Annotated in this window: 27 protein-coding genes and 2 pseudogenes; 15 read left to right on the top strand and 14 right to left on the bottom strand. The window is 67.1% G+C overall.

Annotation, left to right across the window (positions count from 1 at the left end; translation table 11 throughout):
* The first annotated feature begins 55 nt into the window (after window positions 1–55).
* The 4 genes from AB0M15_RS32595 to AB0M15_RS32580 all read left to right on the top strand — a co-directional run bounded on the left by AB0M15_RS32595 (window position 56) and on the right by AB0M15_RS32580 (window position 4,729).
* Window positions 56–1,246 carry a M4 family metallopeptidase gene (locus tag AB0M15_RS32595; RefSeq protein ID WP_363826757.1) on the top strand — a complete coding sequence of 397 codons (1,191 nt, stop codon included), beginning with the start codon at window positions 56–58 and terminating at the stop codon, window positions 1,244–1,246.
* A 103-nt stretch (window positions 1,247–1,349) separates the two neighbouring features.
* A complete protein-coding gene (locus tag AB0M15_RS32590) occupies window positions 1,350–2,252 on the top strand; it encodes a DNA-processing protein DprA (protein ID WP_363826754.1) in 903 nt (300 codons plus the stop codon).
* An 875-nt stretch (window positions 2,253–3,127) separates the two neighbouring features.
* Window positions 3,128–3,661, top strand: a complete 534-nt coding sequence (locus AB0M15_RS32585) for an NAD(P)H-dependent oxidoreductase (protein ID WP_363826751.1) — start codon at window positions 3,128–3,130, stop codon at window positions 3,659–3,661.
* Window positions 3,662–3,709: 48 nt separating this feature from the next.
* Window positions 3,710–4,729, top strand: a complete 1,020-nt coding sequence (locus AB0M15_RS32580; RefSeq protein WP_363826748.1) for an LLM class flavin-dependent oxidoreductase — start codon at window positions 3,710–3,712, stop codon at window positions 4,727–4,729.
* A gap of 21 nt (window positions 4,730–4,750) precedes the next feature.
* Here the strand turns inward: AB0M15_RS32580 and AB0M15_RS32575 are convergent, their stop codons facing one another.
* Window positions 4,751–5,248, bottom strand: a complete 498-nt coding sequence (locus AB0M15_RS32575) for an Lrp/AsnC family transcriptional regulator (protein ID WP_363826745.1) — start codon at window positions 5,246–5,248, stop codon at window positions 4,751–4,753.
* Window positions 5,249–5,378: 130 nt separating this feature from the next.
* Between AB0M15_RS32575 and AB0M15_RS32570 the strand changes: the two genes are divergently transcribed.
* Complete coding sequence (locus AB0M15_RS32570) at window positions 5,379–6,539, top strand: PLP-dependent aspartate aminotransferase family protein (RefSeq protein ID WP_363826742.1); 1,161 nt, start codon at window positions 5,379–5,381, stop codon at window positions 6,537–6,539.
* On the opposite strand, the gene AB0M15_RS32565 is transcribed toward AB0M15_RS32570, so the two are convergent.
* A complete protein-coding gene (locus tag AB0M15_RS32565; RefSeq protein ID WP_363827179.1) occupies window positions 6,532–7,119 on the bottom strand; it encodes an ATP-dependent Clp protease proteolytic subunit in 588 nt (195 codons plus the stop codon). The two genes, AB0M15_RS32570 and AB0M15_RS32565, sit on opposite strands and share 8 nt — an antisense overlap.
* Before the next feature lie 118 nt (window positions 7,120–7,237).
* Here AB0M15_RS32565 and AB0M15_RS32560 point away from each other — a divergent pair, with 118 nt between their 5' ends.
* Genes AB0M15_RS32560 through AB0M15_RS32550 form a run of 3 tightly spaced genes read left to right on the top strand, consistent with a single transcriptional unit; the run spans window position 7,238 to window position 8,973 of the window.
* Window positions 7,238–7,594, top strand: coding sequence for a helix-turn-helix transcriptional regulator (locus AB0M15_RS32560; protein WP_343982119.1), 357 nt, complete (start codon window positions 7,238–7,240; stop codon window positions 7,592–7,594).
* Window positions 7,595–7,597: 3 nt separating this feature from the next.
* Entirely contained in the window at window positions 7,598–8,581 is a 984-nt protein-coding gene (locus AB0M15_RS32555) for a pyridoxal-phosphate dependent enzyme (RefSeq protein ID WP_363826739.1), read from the top strand.
* Entirely contained in the window at window positions 8,578–8,973 is a 396-nt protein-coding gene (locus tag AB0M15_RS32550; protein WP_363826736.1) for a GNAT family N-acetyltransferase, read from the top strand. Before AB0M15_RS32555 ends, AB0M15_RS32550 begins: the two co-directional genes overlap by 4 nt.
* Here AB0M15_RS32550 and AB0M15_RS32545 read toward each other — a convergent pair.
* Window positions 8,960–9,841: a hypothetical protein gene (locus AB0M15_RS32545; protein ID WP_363826733.1), complete on the bottom strand. Its 882-nt coding sequence runs from the start codon at window positions 9,839–9,841 to the stop codon at window positions 8,960–8,962. The two genes, AB0M15_RS32550 and AB0M15_RS32545, sit on opposite strands and share 14 nt — an antisense overlap.
* Before the next feature lie 70 nt (window positions 9,842–9,911).
* Here AB0M15_RS32545 and AB0M15_RS32540 point away from each other — a divergent pair, with 70 nt between their 5' ends.
* Both AB0M15_RS32540 and AB0M15_RS32535 read left to right on the top strand, forming a co-directional pair.
* Window positions 9,912–10,484, top strand: coding sequence for a DUF4865 family protein (locus AB0M15_RS32540; protein ID WP_363826730.1), 573 nt, complete (start codon window positions 9,912–9,914; stop codon window positions 10,482–10,484).
* Window positions 10,485–10,629: 145 nt separating this feature from the next.
* Window positions 10,630–11,769: an MFS transporter gene (locus tag AB0M15_RS32535; protein WP_363826727.1), complete on the top strand. Its 1,140-nt coding sequence runs from the start codon at window positions 10,630–10,632 to the stop codon at window positions 11,767–11,769.
* Window positions 11,770–11,776: 7 nt separating this feature from the next.
* Here AB0M15_RS32535 and AB0M15_RS32530 read toward each other — a convergent pair whose 3' ends face one another.
* From AB0M15_RS32530 to AB0M15_RS32510, 5 genes and pseudogenes are all read right to left on the bottom strand, one after another.
* The gene (locus AB0M15_RS32530; RefSeq protein WP_363826724.1) at window positions 11,777–12,202 is read right to left on the bottom strand and encodes an RICIN domain-containing protein; all 426 of its coding nucleotides are present in this window, start codon (window positions 12,200–12,202) and stop codon (window positions 11,777–11,779) included.
* 105 nt (window positions 12,203–12,307) lie between these two features.
* Window positions 12,308–12,613 (bottom strand): annotated as a pseudogene (locus AB0M15_RS32525) (carbohydrate-binding protein); the annotation flags it as partial.
* A gap of 166 nt (window positions 12,614–12,779) precedes the next feature.
* A pseudogene (locus AB0M15_RS32520) lies at window positions 12,780–13,280 on the bottom strand (right-handed parallel beta-helix repeat-containing protein); the annotation flags it as partial.
* Window positions 13,281–13,969: 689 nt separating this feature from the next.
* A complete protein-coding gene (locus AB0M15_RS32515) occupies window positions 13,970–14,617 on the bottom strand; it encodes a hypothetical protein (protein WP_363826721.1) in 648 nt (215 codons plus the stop codon).
* 118 nt (window positions 14,618–14,735) lie between these two features.
* The gene (locus tag AB0M15_RS32510) at window positions 14,736–15,548 is read right to left on the bottom strand and encodes a hypothetical protein (RefSeq protein WP_363826718.1); all 813 of its coding nucleotides are present in this window, start codon (window positions 15,546–15,548) and stop codon (window positions 14,736–14,738) included.
* Between the two features lie 503 nt (window positions 15,549–16,051).
* Between AB0M15_RS32510 and AB0M15_RS32505 the strand changes: the two genes are divergently transcribed.
* Entirely contained in the window at window positions 16,052–16,459 is a 408-nt protein-coding gene (locus AB0M15_RS32505; RefSeq protein ID WP_363826715.1) for a DUF3224 domain-containing protein, read from the top strand.
* Window positions 16,460–16,467: 8 nt separating this feature from the next.
* Here AB0M15_RS32505 and AB0M15_RS32500 read toward each other — a convergent pair whose 3' ends face one another.
* Window positions 16,468–17,169 carry a TetR/AcrR family transcriptional regulator gene (locus tag AB0M15_RS32500; protein ID WP_363826713.1) on the bottom strand — a complete coding sequence of 234 codons (702 nt, stop codon included), beginning with the start codon at window positions 17,167–17,169 and terminating at the stop codon, window positions 16,468–16,470.
* A gap of 52 nt (window positions 17,170–17,221) precedes the next feature.
* On the opposite strand from AB0M15_RS32500, the gene AB0M15_RS32495 reads away from it, so the two are divergent.
* A complete protein-coding gene (locus AB0M15_RS32495; RefSeq protein WP_363826710.1) occupies window positions 17,222–18,139 on the top strand; it encodes an SDR family oxidoreductase in 918 nt (305 codons plus the stop codon).
* Window positions 18,140–18,143: 4 nt separating this feature from the next.
* Here the strand turns inward: AB0M15_RS32495 and AB0M15_RS32490 are convergent, their stop codons facing one another.
* From AB0M15_RS32490 to AB0M15_RS32480, 3 genes are read right to left on the bottom strand one after another with little or no spacing between them, the layout of a single operon-like run.
* Window positions 18,144–18,950: an MBL fold metallo-hydrolase gene (locus tag AB0M15_RS32490; RefSeq protein ID WP_363826705.1), complete on the bottom strand. Its 807-nt coding sequence runs from the start codon at window positions 18,948–18,950 to the stop codon at window positions 18,144–18,146.
* Window positions 18,951–18,960: 10 nt separating this feature from the next.
* Window positions 18,961–19,728, bottom strand: coding sequence for a class I SAM-dependent methyltransferase (locus AB0M15_RS32485; protein ID WP_363826702.1), 768 nt, complete (start codon window positions 19,726–19,728; stop codon window positions 18,961–18,963).
* A gap of 51 nt (window positions 19,729–19,779) precedes the next feature.
* Window positions 19,780–20,376: a LysE/ArgO family amino acid transporter gene (locus AB0M15_RS32480; RefSeq protein ID WP_363826699.1), complete on the bottom strand. Its 597-nt coding sequence runs from the start codon at window positions 20,374–20,376 to the stop codon at window positions 19,780–19,782.
* A gap of 79 nt (window positions 20,377–20,455) precedes the next feature.
* Here AB0M15_RS32480 and AB0M15_RS32475 point away from each other — a divergent pair, with 79 nt between their 5' ends.
* Window positions 20,456–21,343, top strand: a complete 888-nt coding sequence (locus AB0M15_RS32475; protein WP_363826694.1) for a LysR family transcriptional regulator ArgP — start codon at window positions 20,456–20,458, stop codon at window positions 21,341–21,343.
* Here the strand turns inward: AB0M15_RS32475 and AB0M15_RS32470 are convergent.
* Window positions 21,294–22,520 (bottom strand): FAD-dependent monooxygenase, encoded by a 1,227-nt coding sequence (locus AB0M15_RS32470; RefSeq protein ID WP_363826691.1) that lies wholly within the window; start codon window positions 22,518–22,520, stop codon window positions 21,294–21,296. The two genes, AB0M15_RS32475 and AB0M15_RS32470, sit on opposite strands and share 50 nt — an antisense overlap.
* A 94-nt stretch (window positions 22,521–22,614) precedes the next feature.
* On the opposite strand from AB0M15_RS32470, the gene AB0M15_RS32465 reads away from it, so the two are divergent.
* Together AB0M15_RS32465 and AB0M15_RS32460 are read left to right on the top strand one after the other, a co-directional pair.
* Entirely contained in the window at window positions 22,615–23,199 is a 585-nt protein-coding gene (locus AB0M15_RS32465; RefSeq protein WP_363826686.1) for a TetR/AcrR family transcriptional regulator, read from the top strand.
* Between the two features lies 1 nt (window position 23,200).
* On the top strand, window positions 23,201–23,395 hold the full coding sequence (locus AB0M15_RS32460; protein WP_363826683.1) for a hypothetical protein: 195 nt from the start codon (window positions 23,201–23,203) through the stop codon (window positions 23,393–23,395).
* Here AB0M15_RS32460 and AB0M15_RS32455 read toward each other — a convergent pair.
* Entirely contained in the window at window positions 23,392–24,249 is an 858-nt protein-coding gene (locus tag AB0M15_RS32455; protein WP_363826679.1) for a hypothetical protein, read from the bottom strand. The two genes, AB0M15_RS32460 and AB0M15_RS32455, sit on opposite strands and share 4 nt — an antisense overlap.
* Between the last annotated feature and the right edge of the window lie 24 nt (window positions 24,250–24,273).

Below are 24,273 nucleotides of genomic sequence, written 5' to 3'. Positions count from 1 at the left end.
AGTTTATCGCATTTCGCCCTTTGCGCTACCCGGTCCAGAGGGCACGATCAGCAGCATGACGGTCCACCACATCGTCCCGCCGTACCTGCTCGAACACCTCGAGCGCACCGCGGACGACCCGAATCTGCGCGCCCGCTACCGCCTGTCGCTGCAGCACGACGCCGTACTCCGAAGCCGCCCGGCCGCCCTCGGACAGGGCTCGGTCCAGCTCGAGGGCACTGTTCAGTCTGAAGGCGATGACCCGGGCGCGCGACGGGTCGTCCACGATGCGGAGAACGGCACGACGCTGCCCGGCCCGGTCGTCCGGCGCGAGGGCGATCCCGCGGTGGCCGACGCGACCGTCAACCAGGCGTACGACGGTACCGGCGCGACCTGGACGATGTTCAAGGAATGCTTCGGGCGGGACTCCGTCGACGGCGCGGGGCTGCCGCTGAGCTCGACGGTGCACTTCGACCACGGGTACGCGAACGCGTTCTGGGACGGCGCGCAGATGGTGTTCGGTGATGGCGACGGGGAGATCTTCGGCGACTTCACCCGCTCGATCGACGTCACTGGGCATGAGTTGACGCATGGCGTTACGCAGTACACGGCCGGTCTGGTCTACGAAGGGCAGTCAGGTGCTCTCAACGAGAGCCTCTCCGACGTCTTCGGCTCGCTCGCCAAACAACACCACTTAGGCCAAACTGCAGCTGAAGCCGACTGGCTGATAGGCGCCGAACTTTTCCGCCCCGGTGTCGCCGGCGTAGCCCTCCGCTCGATGAAGGCCCCCGGCACCGCCTACGACGACCCGCGCCTAGGTAGCGACCCCCAACCCGCCCACATGTCTTCCTACAGAGAAACCACCGAAGACAACGGCGGCGTCCACCTGAACTCCGGCATCCCCAACCACGCCTTCTACCTGGTCGCCACCGCCCTCGGCGGCAACGCCTACGAGGCCCCCGGCCAGATCTGGTACACCACCCTCACCTCCGGCAACCTCACCCCCAGCACCACCTTCGAAGCCTTCGCCACCGCCACCCACGCCACCGCCGAAACCCTCTTCGGCCCGTCGTCCCCAGAAGCCACCGCCGTACAAACCGCCTGGCAATCGGTAGGAGTCCTCCCCACCGCACCCCCAGAGCCGCCATCCCCCGAATCCGTAGAACTGATGCGAGCCGCCAATACCTCCCTCCCTCTCAACGCGCCTCCGGCCGCGCCCGCGGCCCCCGCCCCGGAAACGGCTGCAGGCGGCGGCGAGGGGAACTGACAGCAGCACTGAGCGGCCAGCCTGACCGGCGGAGACGCAGGTTACGCCAAAACTGGGGGTCTCGGGTCGTAGGCTGAAGCAACGTCGAGCAAGGGTGGTGGCAGTGACGGACGAAGACCTGGCAATGATCGCTCTGTTGCTGTACACGGACGCGGGCGACAGATGGCGTGCCACGGTGGCGGATGTTCTGGAGCGTGGCAGCGCGCTGGATTATCTCCGGACTGTGGTGCCGGCCGACCTGATGGGCGATCCGACGACCGAACTGCTGGAGAGAGCGCGTCAGGACACGGCAGCTTGGTCCGATCTGGCCGACCTGATCACCGTCTTCGACGCTCGCTACCCCAGCCAGCTGACCGACGTTCATGATCTGCCGCCCTTCCTCTTCACCAGAGGAGACCTTGACGGTGGCGGGGAGGATCATCGGGGTGTGTGCTTGGTCGGATCACGGCAGGCGAGCCGGCCAGCCCTCGACTTCAGCTATCAGCTCGCCTCGGCCCTGGCTGGTGAGCAGGTGGCGGTGATCTCGGGACTCGCCGCAGGCATCGACACAGCGGCTCACCGTGGTGCGCTCGACAACAGTGGAAGAACAGTGGCGGTGATTGGTACCGGGATCGATCGGTTCTACCCGCCGCAGAATCGGGCACTCCAGTCGGAGATCGAGCAGCGTGGGCTGGTGATCAGCCAGTTCTGGCCCGGAAGCCCCCCGACGAAGACCTCCTTCCCGCTTCGGAACGCGACCATGTCGGCGTACGGCGGTTGCACGATGGTGGTCGCGGCCGGTGAGCGATCCGGGGCCAGGATCCAGGCCCGCCAGGCAATTGCGCACGGGCGGCCGCTGATCCTGTCGACCGACGTTGCGTCGACGACCTCGTGGGGACGAGAACTCGCGTCTTCGGCGTACGACGTCAACGTTGTCGGCAGCGTCGACGGTGCGCTCTCTGTCATCGGGGAGATCCTCGACCGCCCGACGCGGGTTTCGCAGATTCTGCACGATCTCACCGGCTAGCGAACGATGGTTGCCCCACCTGATCCGCGGGTCGCGGACCTCATTCGCCAGATCGCCAAAGTGATGGGCAATCCGATCAGGCAGCACGGACTCACCTGCCAGGACTGCACGCGGCCTGTGACTGCGTGCTACCGCAGGTGCCATGCCTGCAACAGTTTCAGAGCCCAGGCGGGGATCGGCACGTCCGATCCTGCCAAGTCGCAGACCTCTACCGCGGACCTTGTCGTGCCGCTGACCTATGCCGTCAAGGGTCGGCAGGCCTATCGCGACATGTGGGGATACAAGTCCGGAGGCGAGCCGGCGAAGCGTCGGCTGAGCATCCTCACGGCGCTCTTCGCTCTTCGACATGGGAGTTGCATCGGCAGGGCGCTCCAGCTGCCTGTGTCGGCGGTGGCGACGGTGCCGTCCCTAGGACAGACCAGGGACACATCCGCTCAACGAGATGCTGAGCTACTTGCCCGCTGGCTGGTCAAGGTTCACCTTGTCGCCGAGCACTGACCTGCCTCGGGACCAGAATGCCCGACGCGCGCCCAATCCGGGGTACTACGCCTGCGAAGCGGATCTCAGCGGCCGGCATGTCGTCGTTTTCGATGACACGTGGGCGTCGGGCGGGCACGCACAAGGCGCGGGGCGGCGACTCAGACTAGCTGGAGCCGCGAAAGTCTCCGTGCTTGTTCTGGCCCGAATCCTCGACCCCGGATTCGACGAGACAACGGCCGGTTTTGTCCGCAACCGACTCGATGGCGTTCCGTACGAGCTGGAGATCTGCCCTGTGACGGGCTCGTCCTGTCCGCCGATGCTGTCTCTGCGGTAGGGGCCGGCCCGAATCGGAGTAGTTTGACCTCAAGTCTTGTTGAGGTTCTACCGTCGGCGGAATGACCGTGCATCCGCTCCGCCTCGCTCTGCTGGTCCGGAACTCTGAGCCGGGCAAGTTCGGCACCGTGCTGGCTGAGTGGTTCGCGCGGGAGGTGGACGCCCGGGACGATTTCAAGCTCGACCTCATCGATCTCAGCCGCACACCGACGGCCGAACTCCCCGCGCGGATCGACGAGGCTGATGCGGTCGTGATCGTCTCGCCGGAGTACAACCACGGCTACCCGGGCGATCTGAAGACCGCCATCGACGCGGTACGCCGACCCTGGTACGCGAAACCGGTCGCCTTCGTCGTGTACGGCGGACGCTCCGGCGGACTCCGTGCGGCTGAGCAACTCCGCCAGGTCTTCGGCGAACTCCACGCCGTCACCATCCGCGAGACCCTCAGCTTCCACCAGCCCACCGACCCGTTCACCGCCGACGGCACGCCGCAAGACCCCACCACCCCGGCAGCCGCAGCCACCCTCCTCACCCAACTCGCCTGGTGGTCCCGCCCCCTCCGCGAAGCCCGCACCACCACCCCATACCCCGCCTAGTGCGGTACAGCCGGAATAGCCTGTGATGGGTGGTGGTTACGGTTGAACGTGACTGCTGAGCCGATGCCCCTGTCCGTGCTCGACCTCTCCCCGGTACCGACGGGAACGCGTCCGTCCGAGGCACTCCACGAGACCCTCGAACTTGCGAGAAGCGCAGAGGCAGCCGGCTATCACCGGTACTGGCTGGCCGAGCACCACAACATCCCCAGCGTCGTGAGCACCAGCCCCGAGGTGATGATCGCGGCCGTCGCCGCCGCGACCTCCTCGATCCGGGTCGGCTCCGGCGGCATCATGCTGCCCAACCACTCACCCCTGAAGGTCGCCGAGAGCTTCCGCGTCCTCGGCGGGCTCTACCCGGGCCGCATCGACCTAGGCATCGGCCGCGCCCCCGGTACCGACCAGCGCACCGCACTGGCCCTCCGCCGCAGCCGCGAGGCCCTCGCCGCCGACGACTTCCTCGACCAGTACACCGAACTGCGCGCGTACGCCGAAGGCTTCCCGGCCGGCCATCCCTTCGCCCCGATCTCCGCGCAGCCGGACGACATCCCACTGCCGCCCGTCTGGGTGCTCGGCTCGAGCGCGTACGGCGGTCAGGCAGCCGCCGCCCTGGGCACCGGATTCGCCTACGCCGGCCACTTCGGCAACCTCGACCCGGCGGGCGTCATCGGTTCGTACCGCGAGCTCTTCCAGCCCAGCCCCGAGCAGCCGAAGCCGCACGCGATCCTCGCCCTGGCCGCGATCGTCGCCGAAACCGAAGAGCGCGCCCAGCAACTAAGCCTGGCAAACCAACTCTCGATGCTCCGCCTCCGCTCCGGCCGCCCCAGCCCGCTCCCGTCACCCGAGGAAGCCGCCGCGTACCCCTGGTCCGACGGCGAACGCGCAGCCGTCGAGGAGTGGGCCGGCCTGGTCTCCGTAGGCACCCCGGACCAGGTAGCCGCCGACCTCACCCGCCGAGCCGAGTCCGCCGGCGCCGACGAACTGATCATCACCACCAACATCCACAACCCGGCCGAACGTCGCCACTCCTACGACCTGCTAGCCACCGCCTGGGGCCTGAAGCCCCGCTGAGTGGAGTTATCCACAGGTTGTTCAGGTCGGGGTGCCTCGGACGTGTTCGAAGATGAGGCTGGTTTCGGCGTGGATCACCGCAGGATCTGCGGTCAGGTGGTCGAGGACGAAATCGCGGAGGGCGTCGGGGTTCTCGGCCGATACGTGCAGTAGGTAGTCGTTGGCGCCGCTGACGTGGAAGAGGGCCAGTACGCCGGGGAGCCGCGGCGCCGCCGCCCGGAAGCGGTCGATGTCGTCGCGCGAGTGAGCGCCGATCCGGATCGCGACCAGCGCCTGGAGCGGGCGCCCGAGCGCCGCCAGGTCCACATCCGCGTGGAAACCGCGGATCACGCCGCGCTCACGGAGCGAACGGACCCGGCTCAGGCAGGTCGACGGCGCGATCCCGGTCGCCTCGGCGAGCGCGTTGTTCGGCATCCGGCCGTTGGCCGTCAACAGCCGGACCAGCTCCTGGTCGACCTCGTCGAGCGCAGCCGGAAGCGGCCGCGGGGCCGGTCCAGGCGTCCGACGATTCTTCGGCATGCCTCCACTGTAAGTCCCATCCACAGAATCCACAGTGTGTGGACAACCCTGTGGACGAATTTTATTCGGAACTCTTGCCCAAATCCGCAGAAGATTCCATCCTCGGCCTCACCGTCCCGAGGAGGCCCCCATGACCCAGCTGGACACCCGCTCCGTGCACGCCGGCCGCGACGACCTCGCAGCGCTCGGCGTCCACGTCCCCCCGATCGACCTCTCCACGACCTACCCACTGCCCGACGTGGCGAGCGGCGGAGCCTCGTACGACGCTCTGGCGCTCGGCAACGGCCCTGACGGCGGCAGCCTCGTCTACCAGCGGCTGTGGAACCCGAATGTCGCCCGCTTCGAGCAGGCCCTCGCCGAACTCGAGTACTGCGAAGGGGCAGTCGCCTTCGGCTCCGGCATGGCGGCCCTGTCGGCCGCACTGCTCGCCACTGTCGTCGCAGGCCGCCCGCATGTGGTCGCCGTCCGCCCCCTGTACGGCGGCTCCGACCACCTGTTGTCCACAGGCCTACTCGGTACGACGGTGAGCTGGGTGACCCCCACTGGTATCGCCGACGCCATTCGCCCCGACACCGGACTCGTTCTCGTCGAGACCCCGGCCAACCCGACCGTGGAGCTGGTGGACATCGCAGCAGCCGTCCGCCAGGCCAACGGCGTACCGGTGCTTGTGGACAACACCTTCGCAACGCCAGTACTCCAGCAACCCGCCCAGCACGGCGCGACTCTGGTGCTGCACTCGGCAACGAAGTACCTCGGCGGCCATGGCGACGTCATGGGCGGAGTAGTCGCGGCGAACGCCGAATGGACCGCCAAACTCCGCCAGGTCCGCGCCCTCACCGGAGCCCTCCTGCACCCCCTAGCGGCATACGAATTGCACAGAGGACTCCAAACCCTGCCGGTAAGAGTCCGTGCCCAGCAGTCCTCAGCAGAGAAGGTCGCTGACTGGCTAAGCACCCACCCAGCTGTGGATAACGTCTACTACCCCGGCCTACCCGAGTGCGACCCCCAAGGCCTGATCGGCCGCCAGCAATCCGGCCCCGGCGCCGTCCTAGCCTTCACCACCACCGGCGGCTACGACGCCGCCGCCCAAGTAGCTGCCTCACTCCACCTCATCACCCACGCAGTCTCCCTAGGCGGAGTAGACACCCTCATCCAACACCCCGCCGGCCTAACCCACCGCCTGGTAGCCGACTCCGCCAAACCCCACAACAACCTCCTCCGCCTAAGCATCGGCCTAGAAGACCCAACCGACCTCACAAAAGACCTATCCCAGGCCCTGGCGGCTAGCTGAGTACTGGTGCTGGTTGCTGGAGGACTTTGTCGATGATTCCGTAGTCGAGGGCTTGCTCAGGGGTGAACCAGCGGTCCCGGTCGGAGTCCTCCTCGATCCGTTCGATCGGCTGGCCGGTGCGGACGCTCAACAACCGGGCCAGATCCTTCTTCGCCAGCACCGACTGCTCCGCCTGGATCTTGATGTCCGTCGCCGTCCCGCCCATCCCACCGGTCGGCTGGTGCATCATGATCCGGGCGTGCGGCAGTGAGTACCGCTTACCTTCCGCCCCACAAGCCAGCAACACCTGCCCCATCGACGCGACCAGCCCCATCGCATACGTCGCGACATCGTTGCTGATGAAGTTCATCGTGTCGTAGATCGCCAGCCCGGCCGACACGGATCCGCCGGGCGAATTGATGTAGAGCGAGATGTCCGCCTTCGGATCCTCCGCGTTCAGCAGGATCAGCTGGGCGCACAGGGCGTTCGCGTTCTCGTCCTTGATCTCGTCGCCGAGCACGACGATGCGCTGCCAGAGCAGGCGCTGGTAGATGTGGTTGTCGAGGGCATTCGGTGCAGTGGTCTCGCTCATGTGATCCAGCGTCGCCGCCCGGCGCGACGGAGTCCCAGGAATCTGCCCATGGCAGATCTGCCCACCGCAGACCTGCCCGGGGTGGCACACTCGACCTAAGGACACCGGAGCAGGGGAGGACCCAGACGTGTTGCTACGCCAGGTGATCGGAAACGTCTTCCGCCGGCTGCGGCGCGAGCGGGGGATCACCCTGCGCGAGCTCGCCGAGCAGGCCCAGGTCTCCGTGCCGTACCTCTCCGAGATCGAGCGCGGCCGCAAGGAACCCTCCTCGGAGATCCTCGCCGCGATCTGCCGGGCCCTGGACCTCGAGCTCGCCGACCTCCTCGCCGAGGTGCAGTTCGACCTGGCCACCGCCGTCCGCGCAACCCTGCCTGTCCGCCTGCAGACCTCCTCGATCCGGGTCACCGAGTCCGCCCCGCAGCGCGTGGTCTCCTCCCCGAACGCCTACTCCACCTCAGCCCAAGCCTTCGCCCTGGTGGCCTAGTCAGTGCTCTGGCACAGCAACCCGTCCGCAAGGACCTGGCGTACTACGGCTGCGCCCGCAGACGTACTCACCTTCCACCAGAGCCTCGACGGCTACCACCCGACCCCGCTCACCCCTGTACCAGTCCTGGCCGCTGAATTGGGCGTAGCCGAGATCCTGGTCAAGGACGAGTCGCAGCGACTCGGCCTGCCCGCGTTCAAAGCGCTCGGAGCCTGGTGGGCCATCCACCGCGCCCTGCAGGACCACCTGGCGACCACAGAGCTCGTCACCGCCACCGACGGCAACCACGGTCGAGCAGTAGCCCGGATGGCGAAGACGCTCGGCATCAAGGCGCACGTGTTCATCCCTGCCGTGGTCAGCGAGCGCGCGATCGAGGCCATCCGCTCTGAGGGTGCCGTCGTCACCGTCGTCGACGACTCGTACGACGCTGCTGTGGCCGCTGCCGCCGACGCGGCGACAGGAGAGCGGTTGCTGATCCAGGACTCGGCCTGGCCCGGGTACGAGGTCATCCCGCAGCACATCGTCGACGGGTACTCGACGCTGTTCCGGGAGATCGACGTCGAGCCCGACCTGGTCGTAGTACCGATGGGTGTGGGCTCTGTCGCCCAGGCTGCTGTCACTCACTACCGCAGTGGCTTGGTCACTCCGGCCCTGCTCGGTGTGGAGCCGGCGAGCGCCGCCTGTGTCACCACAAGCTTGCGGGCCGGAGAGCTGCTCACTGTGCCCACGGGGAAGACGGTGATGGCAGGCCTGAACTGCGGTACGCCCTCAAGCCTCGCCTGGCCGGTACTGCAGGCCGGGCTGGACGCAGCGATCACAGTGGAGGAGCACGAGGCAACGGCCGCCGTCCAGGACCTCGGCAGAGCCGGGATCTCATCGGGTGCCAGCGGAGCCGCCACCCTGGCCGGCCTGCGAGCGGCACGCGAGCTACTGTCGTTGACTGGCCGGAGCACGGTCGTGTTGATCAGTACCGAGGCGGCCCCGTGATCGACTACCTGACCCGCTTCCCGGTCGACGATACGGAGCTGTCCACCCTGCATGCGCTCGCCTTCGAGTCCCCGGTCGAGGTACAGCCCTGGGCCGCTCGGCTGGAGCGGCATGCGCTGACCTGGGTCGGTGCCTTCAGCAACGACCAGCTGGTCGGGTTCGTGCAGGTCTGCTGGGACGGTGGCGCGCATGCCTTCGTACTCGACACTGCCGTCCACCCGTCATACGGGCGGCAAGGCATCGGCAAGGAGCTGGTTCGCCTCGCGGCGGCGGAGTCGAAGGCGGCGGGCTGCGAGTGGCTGCATGTCGACCACGAGCCGCACCTCACGGACTTCTACGTCAAGGCATGCGGCTTCTCGCCCACCGAGGCGGCTCTGCTCAAGCTCCGCTGAGTACCGCGGTCAGCCGCTCGGTCGACACACAGGAGATGAGGCAACGCTCCTTCGCATCTCCGAGCAGCTGCGCGGTCCATGGCGTGAAGCCGCCGTCGCCCAGGTCGGCGCCGGGGAGGGCGATGCCGAGCGCAGTACCGGCGTAGTAGTTGGAGCCCTTCTCCCGTTGAGAATCCTCGGCGAACTCGACCTTCAGCGCGGGCCGTACGGTGTCATCGATCCGCTCCCGTACTGCGGTCCGCTCGAACGTCGTGAACGTCAACTGCGCCTCATCACCCAGTACGCCGTGCCAGTAGCGCAGGTGATCGACCAGCATCTCCCCCTCGATCCGCCCCGACCCGGTGTCCCGCGCACTCGACACCAGCGCGAACAGCTCGAAGTGCGCGAACATCCCCGGCCCGTCGACCAGCTGCGCGCGAACCACCCGCTGGCAGGTGGCAAGGTCAACGCGGTCCTGCCCGGCACGGCGGCGTACCGCGGCCTCGATCGCGAGCTGGTTGGTCGGATCGCTCGCGACCTCGGTACTGCGCATCGTGCTGACGATCATGTTCTGGTGAATGGTCGCCACCGTCGAGCACGTCCCGAGCGGCGTCAGCGGCGACAACTCCACGCCCGCGAACCGCTCCGGCAGTCGCTCCCACAGCATCGCCTGCGTTTTCACCAGCGCCCGCGGATCGACCCCTGACGGCCGCACGAACCGATCTTCCCGCCACCGCTGCATCAACCGCGCCGGCGTCACCGCAGCCGCCCGCTCCCGACCGACCTCGAGCAGCGCAGTCTGCAACTCGGACGGACTGAGCCCGCGCGTCAGCGCCTCCCGCGCCCCGTCAGGAACCTTCCGCCAGACTCGCTCGCCCACATCGCCCATCCCCAAAGCCTGCCGGACCAGGGCCCGGAAAGCTTCTCAATATCGCTCTGTACCAACTAGTATGTACGGCATGTACGCGATGCAGTACGAGCTGAATCTGCCGACGGACTACGACATGGGGATCATCCGGCGCCGCGTGGAGACGCTGGGGGACCGGACGGATGACTTCGAGGGGCTGGGGATCAAGGCGTACCTGGTGCAGGACCAGGCCAACGGGTCGATCGTGAACCAGTACGCGCCGTTCTATCTGTGGAACGACGCGGCGGGGATGGGCCGATTCCTGTGGGGTGGTGGTTTCTTCACCGGGATCTGCCAGTCGTTCGGGCGGCCGAGTGTGCGGCACTGGACCGGTGCCTTGGCCAAGGCCGGAGCTGATGTGGACCAGCCGGCGCTGGGTGCGACGAAGAATGTGTGGCAGTTGCCCGCGGAAGTCGACCCGGCTGAGCCGGTGGCCGAGGCGTTGGCCGCTTTGCAGCGGACCGTTGAGCTGCCTGGCGTCCACAGCTCGGCGGTCGCGGTGGATCCGGAGCGGTGGGAGCTGGTGCACTTCACCTTGTGGAGTGGCGAGCCGGGGATCGTTCCGGGGACGCGGTACCAGGTTCTGCACTTATCCACACCTGGAACAAAGGAGCTGTTCGGGTAGCTGGTTCGCGGTTATCTTCTGAGGTATGAACTATTCAGCGCCGCATCTTTGACGATCTGACCGCCCACCGAACGCTGTACCGCGCAGTCTGACTGCGCGCATCGTCGCCTTCGAGGCGCTGCAGGACTTCATCCCGCTGTATCCGGTGTACCAGTTGCTGTTCACCGATCACGGGCTCTCGGCGACGGAGGTCTCGTCGCTGTTCATCATCTGGTCGACGACCGCTTTCCTGCTCGAGGTGCCCTCTGGTGCCTGGGCGGATGTCTTCTCCCGACGCAAACTGCTGGTGCTCGGCACGCTCGTGCGCGGCCTGGGCTTCGCCGGCTGGATCGTCGTTCCCTCGTACGCGGGGTTCGCGCTCGGCTTCGTCTTGTGGGGAATCAGCTCTGCGCTGATCTCCGGCACCTTCGAAGCCCTCGTGTACGACGAACTCGCCGCGCGCGGAGCCGCCGACCGGTACGCCGGGCTGATCGGTCGGGCGAAGTCGGCCGCGTTGGTACTCAACCTCGCGGCGACTGCGTTGGCAGCACCGCTGTTCAAGCTCGGCGGCTATCCGTTGCTGGGTGTCGTCAGCGTGCTCAGCTGCCTTGCCCAAGCAGCCGTCGCTCTGTCCCTACCCGAGGCGACCCGAGTCGCCACGGCCGACGAAACAAAGGAGGTGAGTCTGGGCAGAAGTAGTCCGTTCGGGCGGTATGTAGTGATGTTGCGCTCGGGGCTGTCCGAGGTTTCGACCAGCCGGGTTGTCCGCAAGGCTGTTGTTCTGGTGGCTCTGCTCGGTGGGTTCCTGGCTTTCGACGAGTACTTCCCTTTGCTGGCAAGGGGAATCGGCGCTTCGACGGAACTCGTGCCGTTGCTGATCGCCGGCACGGTCGCCGCGCAGGCGATCGGTGGTGCGCTCGCGGGTCCGGCGTACCGGATGCGAGGCTGGGTGCTCGGCGTCGGGCTGGCGTTGTCGGCCGGGATGCTGGCGTGGGGTGCCTTGAGCGGGACGGCCGTTGGGTTCGTGCCGATCGCGGTCGGCTACGGCTTCATGCAGTTGGTCATCATCGTCGCCGAGGCACGGTTGCAGGACGCCATCACGGGTCCGGCACGGGCGACGGTGACCTCGGTGTCGGGGTTGTTCGCAGAGGTCTTCGCTGTCGTGGTCTATGCGGGCTTCGCGCTGGGAGCGGTCTGGTTCGCGTTGCCGGTGTTGGTGGCCGGTCTGACGATCCCGTTGTTCCTGACGGCACTGATCACGCCGGCGGCGCTACCGCCGCCGGCTTCACAACAAGAGGAGGGATGAGGTCGTGTCAGCTCTGCTTGATCAGCTGGAAGGACTGTGCGGGACTGCCGTTGCAGGTGAGCATCTGGAGCTGCACGCCGTTGGCAGTGGAGGAGTTCGGGACACCCAGGCACAGACCACTGTTGCGGACCACCAAGGTGTAGTAGCCGCCGGTCAGGGCTTGGGCCTGCCACTGCTGGTTGGTCGCGGTGGCGTAGGCCCAGGTCTGGATCGGGGTTCCGGGCGAGGTGGCGGAGGTGCCGCCGGTGACGTCCCAAGCCTGCCGCTGGGTGACGGCGTGGCGGCCGAGCACCTCGTAGTAGCCGTTGCCGGCGGAGACGAACTGCCACTGCTGGTTGAGGGCCGCGCTGCAGGTGTTCTGCTGGACGACGGTGGCGTTGGCGGTGCTGGAGCTGAGGGCGTCAGCGCACTTTCCGCTGTTCTGGTTGACCACCTCGTACCAGGCCGAGGAGTCGATCGGGGTGGGGCTGCTGCTCGCGGCGAAGGTCAGGGAGTTGAGGTTCCAGCCGCCGTTGTCCTGGTTCAGGGTCAGGACCTGCTGACCGGCTGGGAGCGTGACGCTGGCGGTGATCGTGCTCCAGGTCTGCCAGCCACCGGTGGCCGGGATGTTGATCGCGCCGCTGAGGTTCGTGCCCGAAGCGTTGGACAGATGCAGTGCGCCGTTCGCGGCGGAGGGCGCCGCGACCCTCAGGTTGAGTGTGTACGTGCCGGCCGAGGCGACGTTCACGGTGTAGCGGAACCACTGCCCGCCGCTGGTCCAGCCGAGGTTGTAGCCGCCGCCGGTGTCCGAGGTCGACTCGAGGTCGACGCCGTCGGAGCGATAGGCGGTGCCGTTCCCGTTGATGGAGCCGACGTTGTAGGCGACGCCCTGGCCGCCGGTGTCGTAGTTCTCCGCCTGGACAGTGCCGGGAACCGCGGCGGGCGTTCCGCCGTACGGGCCGCCTGGGGTGGTGGTGCCGTCCCAGCTGTTTGTTGCTCACCGAGGCGCTGAAACCGCTGGAGTTGTTGGCGAACGCGGTCATCCCTGCCTTGAGGCCGGTCAGGGTGTTGCCGGTGATCGTCGCGGATCCACTGGGCGCCGGATAGAACGGCGGCGAGATGATGACGCCGTTGCGTCCGGGCGAGGTGATCGTGTTGTTCTGCAGTTGGGTGTTCGTCGAGGTGGAGAAGCCGATCGCGTCGTAGACCGAGCTCGCCACGGTGTTGCCGGTAACGGTGACGTTGTTGACGACGCCCACGTTCTGGCCGTCACCTCCGTTGCCGACGTGCAATGCGGGCTGACCCTGGCTGTAGGCGTTGCCGCCGGACCTGACGACGGTGTTGTTCGACACCGTCGCGGAGGTGAGGTCGCTGCCGTTGACGCCGAACCGGCCCGCACCCAGACCGATGTAGCGGGCCGTGTCGCTGACGTAGTTGCTGTCCACGAGGTGGCCGCTGCCGCCGTAGATCCCGATGCCCTTGCCGCCCCAGGGAGAGATCGACGTGTTGTGGGTGACCTTGATGTTGGTCATCGGGGTGTAGGTGGTGGTGGAGCCGTCGCCGTTGGTGTTGTACGCGACCGAGTTGATGGCGATCGCGTCGTCACCGGTGCCGCGGACGAAGTTGTTGGTCACCGTCAGGTTGCTCCCGGTCGTCCCGGTGAGCGCCACGTTGTTGACGTTGATCCCGTCGGCCCAGATCGAGGTCAGCCGGCTGTTCTGCACCGTGCCGCCGGTGCCCGACGCCCAGAACCCGGACATCGTGTGCTGGGTCCAGATGCCGTTGGCCATCCAGTTCGTACCGGTGGTGTCCATCGCGCCACCATCGCCGCCGATGGTGCTGCGGCTGATCGCGTTCGCGTCGATGTGGAAGTTCTGCACGGTCGTCGAGGTCAGGTCGAACACGGCACCCAACGGCGTGTTGTTGGGCACCGGCACGTCACGGTAGATCGTGCTGTACCAGAGCCCTGCGCCGGCGATCGTGATGCCGTTCGCGTGCAGGTTGCCGGTGCCCTTCAGGTAGAAGGTGCCCTGCGGAATCCACAGGACCTTGGCCTGCGACTGCGCCTGATCTATGCAGCTCTGGATCGCGGCCCGGCTGTCCACCGACTGGGGGCTGGCCGCGCCGTTGGTCGGAGTCGGGTCCGACACCGCGCCGCAGCTGGTGATGGAGATCGAGTTGGCCGGCTGGGCGATCGGAGCCGGCGGGTTCTCGACGTCGATCACGTCGATGTCGTAGTACGCCGCGGTGTTCGACGAGCCTTCCTCAGTTGGAGGGTGCTGCCGTTCGCGATCGGAGTACCGGTGATGAAGGCGTGCGATTCGTCGAAGAAGACGCGGGCACCGCCGTCGGCCGGGTTCTGGTCGTCGCTGGTGTTGTAGCTGGTGCCCTCGTAGACCCAGGTCTGCTTGGAGTTGAGATTCAGCGCCTGCCGGAACGTACCGTCGACGTACAGGTCCAGCGTCGCGGCGATCCCGCCGCCCGACGCGGAGTCCGGGATGCTCGCGCGCAGGTTGACGAAGCTGATCGGCTGGCCGGTGTTGTTCGTCCACTGCACCGACTGATTGGTCGCGCTCAGGTGCGCGTAGCCGTGACCGGAGGCCTCGAGTGCCGGGCTCGAGAATTGCGTTGTCGGCGCTGCGGTCAGCGACACAGCGGTCGCCCCACCGCCGAGCGTGCCGGCCTCGCCTTCGTAACTGCTGAAGGCCGTCGTCGCCCCCGCGGTGACCGCGGTGGTGGCGGCCGGGGCGGGCGGTGCGTACGACATCCAGATCGCGCCGGTCACTGCGACCGCGGCGGTCGCGGAGACAGCGATCACGCGGCGCCGGATACGGCTGGTTTGGTGCAGTGGGCTTTGGATGCCGTGCATGGGGAACTCCTGCCAAGTTGGGGGCGGTCTCGGCTCTTGGCGACCGTACGCGCGCCAATTACTTGACGCAATACTTCGACTAAAACAGCGGAAAAACCTTACAGAAATCCCAGTGGCCTCACAGACTGAGCAGGGTGCCGAGGGATGAGGCGACCCGGTTGACGAAGGCGATCCGGTGGTCGTCGGTGGTCGAAGCCAAGGAGAGGAACGGGTTGAGATCCTCGAGCTCGACCAGCAACAGCTCGCCGGTGACGGTCCGGCAGGCGTCGACGCGCTGGATGCCGTGGTCGATCGTGTTCCAGTCGACGAAGCGCTGGGCGAAGGCCAGGTCGTCGTCGGTCGGCTGGTATGGCTCGAGTTCCCAGCGGTGCTTGGGGTCCGGGGTGTACAGCGCGTACTGGAACTCGCGATCGACGAAGTAGAACGACACCTCGTACTGGAAATCGACCAGCGGCTGCGCGAGCAGCCCGTCGAGCGCCAGCGTGCTCAACTCGTCTCGGGAAACCTTGCGCAGCCCAATGGAATCCGAGCCCAGCTTCGGCTTCACCAGATACCCGGCCGACTCCGGCAACGTCGACGGATCGCTGTCTGTCGTCGGTATCACCGGATAGCCGGCGTCGCTCAACTCCACCAGGTACTGCTTGCCGACCATGTCAGCCTTACCGCTGAGCTGGTTGAACACCCGCGTCCCCCGCGCGATCGCCTCAGCCCGAAACTCGTCGTACTCCGCCTGAAAGTGCAACACCGGCCCGCTGTTCCGCACGATCACCGCGTCGAACCGATCCATCAACCCGACCGCATCCAACGGATGACACAACGCCAGATCGAAATGCTCCCGCAGTTCGCGGGTCAGATACGCGTCCTCATCCCCATACCGCCGACCACGAGCCGGATAAGTCAGATCACTGACATACAAAACCTTCGCACGCATCAAAACCTCCAGGCGGTGGGTTCCCCGATTATCAACGCCCGAAGATCCCCACGCCGACGCTCGAAGAACCCCACGCCGGCGCTCCGCTCGCTCCTGCGTCGCTCACCCGCGCTGACGCTCCCGCCCACCCAGCGCGCCGGCTCCTCCGTCGCCGGCTTGGTAAAGGCGGTGGGCGGGCTGGCCGTCATGGGTCGTCTCGTCCTTGGGTCGGGGGCCGATCGGTACGCGACTGCTGTTGGCGGGAGGTCGCGGGTGATGTTCGTCGTCGCTGGCTGGATGCGTTGGTCGAGGCGGGCCTCACGTCGGCGAAGGCATTGGCGCCGGGTGTGCACTCTTGCGTCAGCTCGTCAGCTCGTCAGGTCGGGCGGTCGGGCAGGTCGGGTGGTGGCGGGTTGGGGCGGTCCGGTGGGGCGCCGGGAGTTGGCGGGTGGGCCGCGGTCGGAGTGGTGGGCTGTCGTGTTCTTACAAGTGGCGGAAGACCCGATGAGGCTAAGGTCCCTGACATGTCTGAGAACTCGACGGTGGTGGGTGGGCTTCAGGAGACTACTGCGGCGTTCAGTATTGAGCTGCAGCCTGGGGAATCGTTGCTGGAGGCAACTGGGCGGTTTGATTTCAGTAAGGTTTGGACTGGGGGGATGGACGGGACCAGTACAGGTTTCATGTTGTCGGCAGGGGATCCGGCAGCGGGTAAGGCGGGCTATGTCGCCCTCGAGTCGTTCCAGGGCAGCATCGACGGACGGGTCGGCACGGTGGTGTTGCAGCAGTTCGGGACGATGGATGGGGAAGCGAACCTGTACTACGAGTTCGCCCCGGGCTCCGGGACCGGTGAGCTGGTCGGAATCAGCGGCAGTCTCGAGATCGACACCTCCGGCGGGGGTCATGACGTCCGGGTCAGCTACCGGTTGAGCTGAGAGCCGGACTATAAGGCGAAGCGGGTGGCGATGCCGTCCACGAGCAGAGTGATTCCCGTCGTGAAGCCGGTGTCGAAGTCGTAAGCCAGGCCCGACGCGCCTAGCTCGGTGACTACGCGGGTCAGTGTGGGTGCCTTGCCGGGGGGGAGGGCGTTGATTCGCGTGAGTAGGTCGGGCGCGAGGTCGAAGGTGTCGGCGCGGACTGACGCTTCGCCGAGGCTGAAGCCGTGGATGAAGTCGATGATTGTGTTGACGGCTTCGAAGATGTGGCGGGGTTCGGCGCCTGCTCGGTCCAGGGCTCGGTAGAACGGTTCGACCGTGACCACGACGACATCCGAGACGGCTGAGGTGTCTGAGAGGACCTGCAGGGCGAGGTTCGGATGGGCGCGTAGGGCGTCGCGGTAAGCCGCGGCCGCGGCCTTCAGTTCGTCCTGCCAGGGCACGGTGTCGCCTGGCGGGGTGGATTCCAGTTGGGCGAAGACTAGTTCGGCGAGGCCGGCGAAGACGGCGGCCTTGTTCGGTAGGTGGTGGTAGATCGACATCGGGTTCACGCCGAGCGTCGACGCGAGCCGGCGCATCGTCATCGCGTCCAGGCCCTCGGTGTCGACGATTCGCAGGGCCGCTTCGAGGATGGCGTGCCGGCTGAGTCGCTCTTCCCCTGCCCGTGGCCGTCCCGAGCGGCCCGGAAGTGGCTTGCCAGCATTAACCATACATCGTATGGTACGAAATCATACAGCGTATGGCTACGGCGGGAGGCGGCAGATGAGCGAGAAGACCCTGGCGGGCAAGGTGGCGTTGGTGGCCGGCGGGACGCGCGCGGCCGGGCGCGGGATCGCGGTCCAGCTCGGCGCGGCCGGCGCGACCGTCTACGTGACGGGCCGGTCCACCAGAGCACAGCGCTCGGAGATGGATCGTCCCGAGACGATCGAGGAGACGGCCGAGCTCGTCGACGCGGCGGGCGGTCGCGGGATCGCAGTACGGGTCGATCACACCGATCCAGAGCAGGTGAAGGCGCTCGTCGAGCGGATCGAGGCCGAGCAGGGCGCGTTGCACATTCTGGTGAACGACATCTGGGGCCAGACCGGCGAACCGAGCTGGGACAAGACCGTCTGGGAGTCGCCGCTCGACGACGGGCTCAAGCTGTTGCGGCTCGGGGTCGAGACGCACGCGATCACCAGCCACTTCGCGTTGCCGTTGCTGATCAAGTCGCCCGGCGGCCTGGTTGTCGAGATGACCGACGGCACGGACGAGTACAACGCGACCAACTACCGCGTCTCGTTCTTCTACGACGTCGCGAAGGGCGCGGTCAGCCGGATGGCGTTCGCGCTCGCCCACGAGCTCAAACCACACAACACGACCTCGCTCCTGCTCACTCCCGGTTGGCTGCGTTCGGAGGCGATGCTCGACGGCTTCGGGGTCACCGAGGACAACTGGCGCGACGCGACCGAACGCATCCCGCACTTCGCGATCTCGGAGAGCCCCTCGTACGTCGGACGCGCAGTGGCCGCGTTGGCCGCCGACCCCGACGTATCCCGGTACCACGGCAAGTCACTGTCCAGCGGCGAACTGGCCAAGGTCTACGGCTTCACCGACCTCGACGGCAGCCAGCCCGACGCCTGGCGCTACATCGTCGAGGTCGAATCGCAGGGCAAACCCGCCGACACCACTGGCTACCGCTGACCGCCTAGAGCTTGTACGGCGAGCAGAAGCCTTCGCCGGAATCCCTAGCAGGCAATGGCATCCCGGAGCTGTCCAGCGCAGTATGCGGATGCGCAGCAGCAATCGGTACTCCGGTAGCCGCCGCCAATGCCAGTACCTCCCGCCGCGACGTCACCGCGATCGCCGGCTCCGTCTCGTAGACGTAGGTCAACTCCGGCCACCGCCCCTGCGCCGGATGCACCAGCACATCGCCCCCGAGCACAGCCCGCGAAGTCACCACGCACTGATGCCCAGGCGTATGCCCCGGCGTCGGCAACAACCGCACCCCACCGTCGAGCGACACCTCTCCATCCACAGCCCGCAACTGCCCTGCATCGGCAAGCGGCCTGACCAACCGCTCGTACGTCGCCGACCCCCGCGCATGCTCCACCTCAGCCCGCTGCACCACGTACGTCGCGTTCCCGAACCGCGGCACCGCCTCGGCCAGATTCCAGCCCGCGTGATCCAGATGGATATGCGTCAACACCACAGTGTCGACCTCCCCAGCCGCCACCCCTGCGGCCTCCAGTAAGCCAGGCAACCGCCCAACCGTCCCCAACCACTCAGCCGCCTCACCGCCGGCCGGCCCGATCCCCGTATCAACCAGCAGAACACCGGCCGCCGAAGTCACCAGGTAGCTATGAAAGTGCAGCCACCACCCGCCCCCAGCGGCCACGTTCCCGGGCGCAAAGCCAACCGTCCACTCGGCCTCCGAAGCAGACCACCCGGGCAACGCCGCCTCCACCCGCTCCGGAAACACCGCCACCGCATCACACAAGACCGTCACGTCCACGCGGCAGAACCTAGTCTCCCAAGCGACGGGCGAGGTGGACATGGACCTGGGCGTCGAGTTCCACAGTTTCGGGAAGGGCCTCGAGAGTTCGGCGGAAGACCTCGTCCCGGTCGGCGGGCGAGAGGAGCACATACGCCGAAACCGTCGAGAGCTGCCCGACGTAGTCGACAGCGCTCATCGGCAGCCGGCGTTCGATCACCACCTGCCGCACATCGGTGAACCACTCGGACTGCTCGAGCTCCGTGCCCGGCCATTGCATCGGGCGATCCGCAGCTGTGCCGTCGGGCGATGGCACGCCGTCATCGTCCAAGTACGGCAAGCGGGCCGCCCGCGCGGCCTTCTGAAGAGCCGGGTCGGCCAGCTGGATCGGCACCCCGAAGTTGGCGAACACCCCACCCGGCCGGACGAGTGCGGCCATCCGCTCCCACCGCCCTTCAGGGTTGGTCCAGTGCAGTGCGGCAGCCGAATACACCAGCCCGTACGACGTAACCAGTGGCAAGTCCTCGAAAGCGGCTTGCACGGTGGTGACGTTTGCCGGCAGCCGTTTGCGCAACTCCGCGAGCATCGCCGCGTCAGGCTCGGTCGCAGTGACCGCGATACCTCCCTCCGCGAACAGACGGGTCGCCTTGCCCGTCCCGGTGCCGATCTCGAGCGCGGTCCGGATCGGCGACTCACCGGCGTACTCCATCACCAACTCGAGGAGCTCGACCGGATACCCAGGCCGAAACCGGTCGTACGCCTCTGCCACCGACCCGAAGCTCAAAGCGCGCTCAACCATGCCCGGCATCCTGGCACCTTCCACGCCCCGGGCGCCTGCCATTTTCCACCGCTAGCCCACCAGCATCCAGGCCGCCAGCGTGGCCATCAGGACGGCGATGGTGCCGTCCAGGTATTGCCAGGCGCGGGGCCGGGCGAAGATCGGGCCGAGTTTCCGGGCGAAGAAGCCGAGGGTGAAGAACCAGGCGAAGCTGGCGGAGACCGAGCCGAGGCCGTAGATCCAACGGCCGTCGGTACCGCGCTGGTTGGCCAGCGAGCCGAGCAGGACGACGGTGTCCAGGTAGACGTGCGGGTTGAGGTAGGTGAACCCGAGGCAGGTCAGTACGACGCTGCGCAACGCGCTCGGGGCGTGATCGGCAGGGCTGAGCGCCGACGGGTTCAGGGCTCGTCGCGCTGCGATCACGGCGTACGTGAGAAGGAAGAGAGCACCTCCGTAGCGCGCGATGTGCAGGGCAGCCTGGCTGCCGGTGATCAGCGCGCCGAGGCCGGCGATGCCGCTCGAGATGAGCAGGGCGTCGGAGAGCGCGCAGATCAGTACCACCGGCAGCACGTGTTCGCGGCGCAGGCCCTGGCGGAGTACGAAGGCGTTCTGCGCGCCGATCGCGACGATCAGCGACAGCGTGGTGGCAAAGCCGGCAAGCAAGGGCATACCTCGACCGTAGAAGCCACCGGGGGAACAAACCAGCTAAACTTCCTGCACCACCATTAGCAGCTCTTAAGAGGCGAATATGCCGCTCGACTCAGCTCAGCTGGACACCTTCGCAGCGGTCATCGACGAGGGCAGCTTCGACGCGGCCGCGCGGAAGCTGCGGATCACGCCGTCGGCGGTCAGTCAGCGGATCAAGGCGATGGAGAGCCGCCTCGGCCACGTCCTGGTCCGGCGAACCAAACCCGCCGGCGCCACCGAGGCAGGCGAGGCCGTACTACGCCACGCCCGCCAGGTCTCCTTGCTGGAAGTCGAGACGATCGCCGCCGTCAAGGGCAGGCTCGAAGGCCTTCGCCTCCCCATCGCGGTCAACGCCGACTCGCTCAACAACTGGTTCCTGCCCGTACTCTTCGCCGTGCCACCCGAGCTGGTGACCGCATTCGACCTGCATCAAGAGGACCAGGACCACTCAGCCGAGCTGCTGCGCAACGGCACCGTACTGGCCGCAGTGACCGGCGATCCCCGCCCGGTCCAGGGCTGCCGGGTCCAGCCGCTCGGCAAGATGCGATACCTGTCCGTCGCCACCCCCGAGTTCGCGGACCGCTGGCTGGCCGGCAAACCGTTGCTTGAGGCACTCGAGACGGCGCCGATGATCGTCTTCAACGCCAAGGACATGCTTCAGCACCGGCTGCTCCGCAAGGTCACCCGGCGCCGGCTCGACCCGCCGACCCACTCGATCCCCGCGCCGGGGCCGTTCGTGCGGGCGATCCGGCTCGGTCTCGGCTGGGGGATGATCGAGGAGGAGATGGTCGAGGAAGAGCTCGCCGACGGACGCCTGGTGGAAGTTGCCCAGGGCAAGTACGTCGACGTACCGCTGTACTGGCAGCACTGGAAGCTCGACTCTGCCGTCCTGGACGCGCTCACCGCTGCCGTGCTCCAGGCTGCTGAGGCAGGCCTGCGGACGCGTTAGGCGCGTAGTCGGGCAGGTCGATCGAGTTGCCCACCTTCAGCGGCAGCTCGTCGATCAGCTTGCGCCACGGCAGGTACGGCAGCAGCTTGAAGTTCAGGTTGCGGAGCTTCAGAAACGCCTTGCTACCAGGAACAAACCACTGGCCCCCATCCTTTCCCTGCTTCTGGCAAGCCTTGACGAAACCCCGCATCCGCTCCTCGTACGCCGCGAAGCCCAGCACGTGATCGCCACCAGTAGCCGCCAACTCGCCCGCCAGCACATACGCCCCGACGATCGCGAGACTCGTCCCCATCCCCGACAACGGCGAAGCGCAGTACCCCGCGTCGCCCACCAGTGAGATCCGCCCGATCGAGTAGCTCGGCATCTTGATCTGGCTGACGGAATCGAAGTACCAGTCCGGTGACTCCGCGATGCCGGACAGCAGTCGAGGTACCTCCCAGCCGACCCCCGAGAACGCGTCGGTGAGGATCCGCTGCTGTGCGGCCACGTCGTGCCGGTCGTACTTCAACGGCTCCGACGCGAAGTAGAACAGCGCCTTCGCCTCGGTGTTGTCCCGCGCGCTGTAGGTGCCGGCCGTCTTGCCCGGCACGTTCACGAACCGGGCGGTGTGGTCGAGACCGAGGTGATTCGGGACGGTGAAGACGGCGTTGTAGTACCCGAGGTCGTGGATGTACTGCGACTCCGGCCCGAAGGCGATCCGGCGTACGTTCGAATGCAGCCCGTCCGCGCCGATCACCAGGTCGAAGCGCCGTGACCCGCCGCGCTCGAAGGTGACGTCGACGCCGGTCTCGTCCTGCCGCAGCGTCGTGATCGCGTCGTCGAACAGGTACTCGACCTTGGCTCGCGTGGCGTCGTACAGGATCTCGACCAGGTCGCCGCGGAGTACCTCGAGTTCGCCGCTGAGCACTGTCGACTTCATCACCGCGACCGGCTTGCCGGCCTCGTTCACGTACGTCATCTCGCCAAGGTCGGTCGCCTTCGCCTGGACCTGCTCCAGCAGGCCCATCCGCTCGAGCACCTTCAGTGAGGCGCCGCGGAAGTCCACCGCGTAGCCGCCCGGCCGGGGCTCCGGCGCCCGCTCCACCACGGTCGGGGTGTAGCCGAAGCGCTCCAGCCAGAACGCCAGCGCGGGTCCGGCGACGCTCGCTCCTGAGATCAGCACGGTCTTGTTCGTCAATTCAGCTCCTGGAGGTGGGGTGATGAGACGACTGTACGATGGTCTTAGACAATTGTGCAAGACGTTTGTGTCAGACATCGGTTACCATCGCTTCATGGGAAATCGCGAGGCGCTGATCGAGGGCGCGAAGACCTGCCTGATGGAGAAGGGCTACAGCCGGACCACCGCGCGCGACATCGCGACCGCGGCCGGGGTGAGCCTGGCCGCGATCGGCTACCACTTCGGGTCCAAGGAAGCGCTGATGAACGAGGCGATGCGCCAGGCGCTGGACGAGTGGGGCGCCGACGTCGGCAAGGCGATGAGCGCTGAGTTGCCGGGTGAGGCCGACGTCCGGGAGCGGTTCGCTGCCACCTGGGGGCAGGCCGTGAAGACGCTGGAGTCGCCGGAGACGCGCGCGCTGTGGGTCACGCAGTACGAGGTACTGAGCCTTGGCGCACATCTGCCTGAGCTACTCGAGGCGCTGTCCAAGATGCAGGGCGAGGCGCGCGAGGGGTTGGCGATGCTGTTCGGGTCGGCCGATCAGAACACCGATCCGGAGACGGTCCAGCAGGTCGGCACGTTCTACCAGGCACTGATGCTCGGCGTGATCGCTCTGTGGCTCTTCGACCCCGAGAAGGCACCCAAGGGCGAAGACCTGGCCAAGGCGATCCAACTCATCTCAACCCAGCTAGGGTCGTGAAATGAAGAAAGCGCTACCGGCAGCCTTCGGCCTGCTGCTGACGGTTCTCGGTGTGGTGTGGGCGTTGCAGGGCCTCGGCTACATCGGCGGCAGCTCGATGTCGGGCAAGCAGATCTGGGCGATCATCGGCCCGGTGGTCGCAGCCTTCGGGATCTCTTTGCTCTACGTCACCTTCCGAGGCCCCCAAAAGCGTTAGTCCCAGCGCATCGCCATCGGGTTGTCGTCCGGTACCAGGCCGGCCGCCATGATGGCGCCGCTGATCGGGCGGATGAGCCGGTCCAGCTCCTCCGCGTTGGCGTCGCCGAAGGCGGTCCAGCCCTGCTCGGCGAGTCGATCGGTCGTGTCCTCTACCGACTGCCGCAGCGTGTGCCCGGCATCGGTCAGTACGCCGTCCGCCGTGAGCAACCCGCGTGCCCGGAGATCCTCCTCGGCCGCGGCCCACTCGTCGTCGCTCCAGCGCCGATTGAGCTGGAAGACCTCCTTGGACGGGCCGCCTGCAGCGGAGAGGGTGACGAGTGCCTGGCACGGAGACAGCCCGGCTCCGACCAGCGCGGAGACGTGTCCGTCGCCGCGAGACTCCCGCAGGATCGTCGTGGCTTGCCACAACACGAGGTGGGGCTCGTCGGGCCAGGGGAGTGCTGCGTTGGCCGCTGCAAGAGGACGCCCGGCCGTCGGGGCCAGCTCGGCTGCGTGTCGGGCCAATTCGGCGGCGCGGCGTACCGGCGTACCGGCTGTGTCGGCGTTGGGGAAGCCGCGTACTGCGCTGTCGACCGCCTGCAGGCGTGTCGCCAGGAGCTGGTCGGGCGTGGCGAAGGTCCACGCGTCGGGGATGGCTCGGGCGACCATCGACGGGTGGAAGTTGTAGAAGATCGCGGTCACCAGTTCGGGGCTGACGGCGCCCAGTGGAGCGGCCCGGCAGGCGAAGTAGCTCATCCAGCCGCCGCGCAGTCCCAGCGCGTCAGTGGCCTTGCGGGTGTCCGGCGCGAAGTACGTGATCGCGTGAAACGGCTCGAGGACTTTCCACAGCCGGCGGGCGCGCGAGTCGGTCATGCACCCGATCAAAGCAGATGGAAC

Source organism: Kribbella sp. NPDC051718, assembly GCF_040681515.1.
Taxonomy (GTDB): Bacteria; Actinomycetota; Actinomycetes; order Propionibacteriales; family Kribbellaceae; genus Kribbella.
The sequence above is the reverse complement of the archived record's forward strand: the minus strand, read 5'-3'. Positions and strand labels throughout refer to the sequence as shown.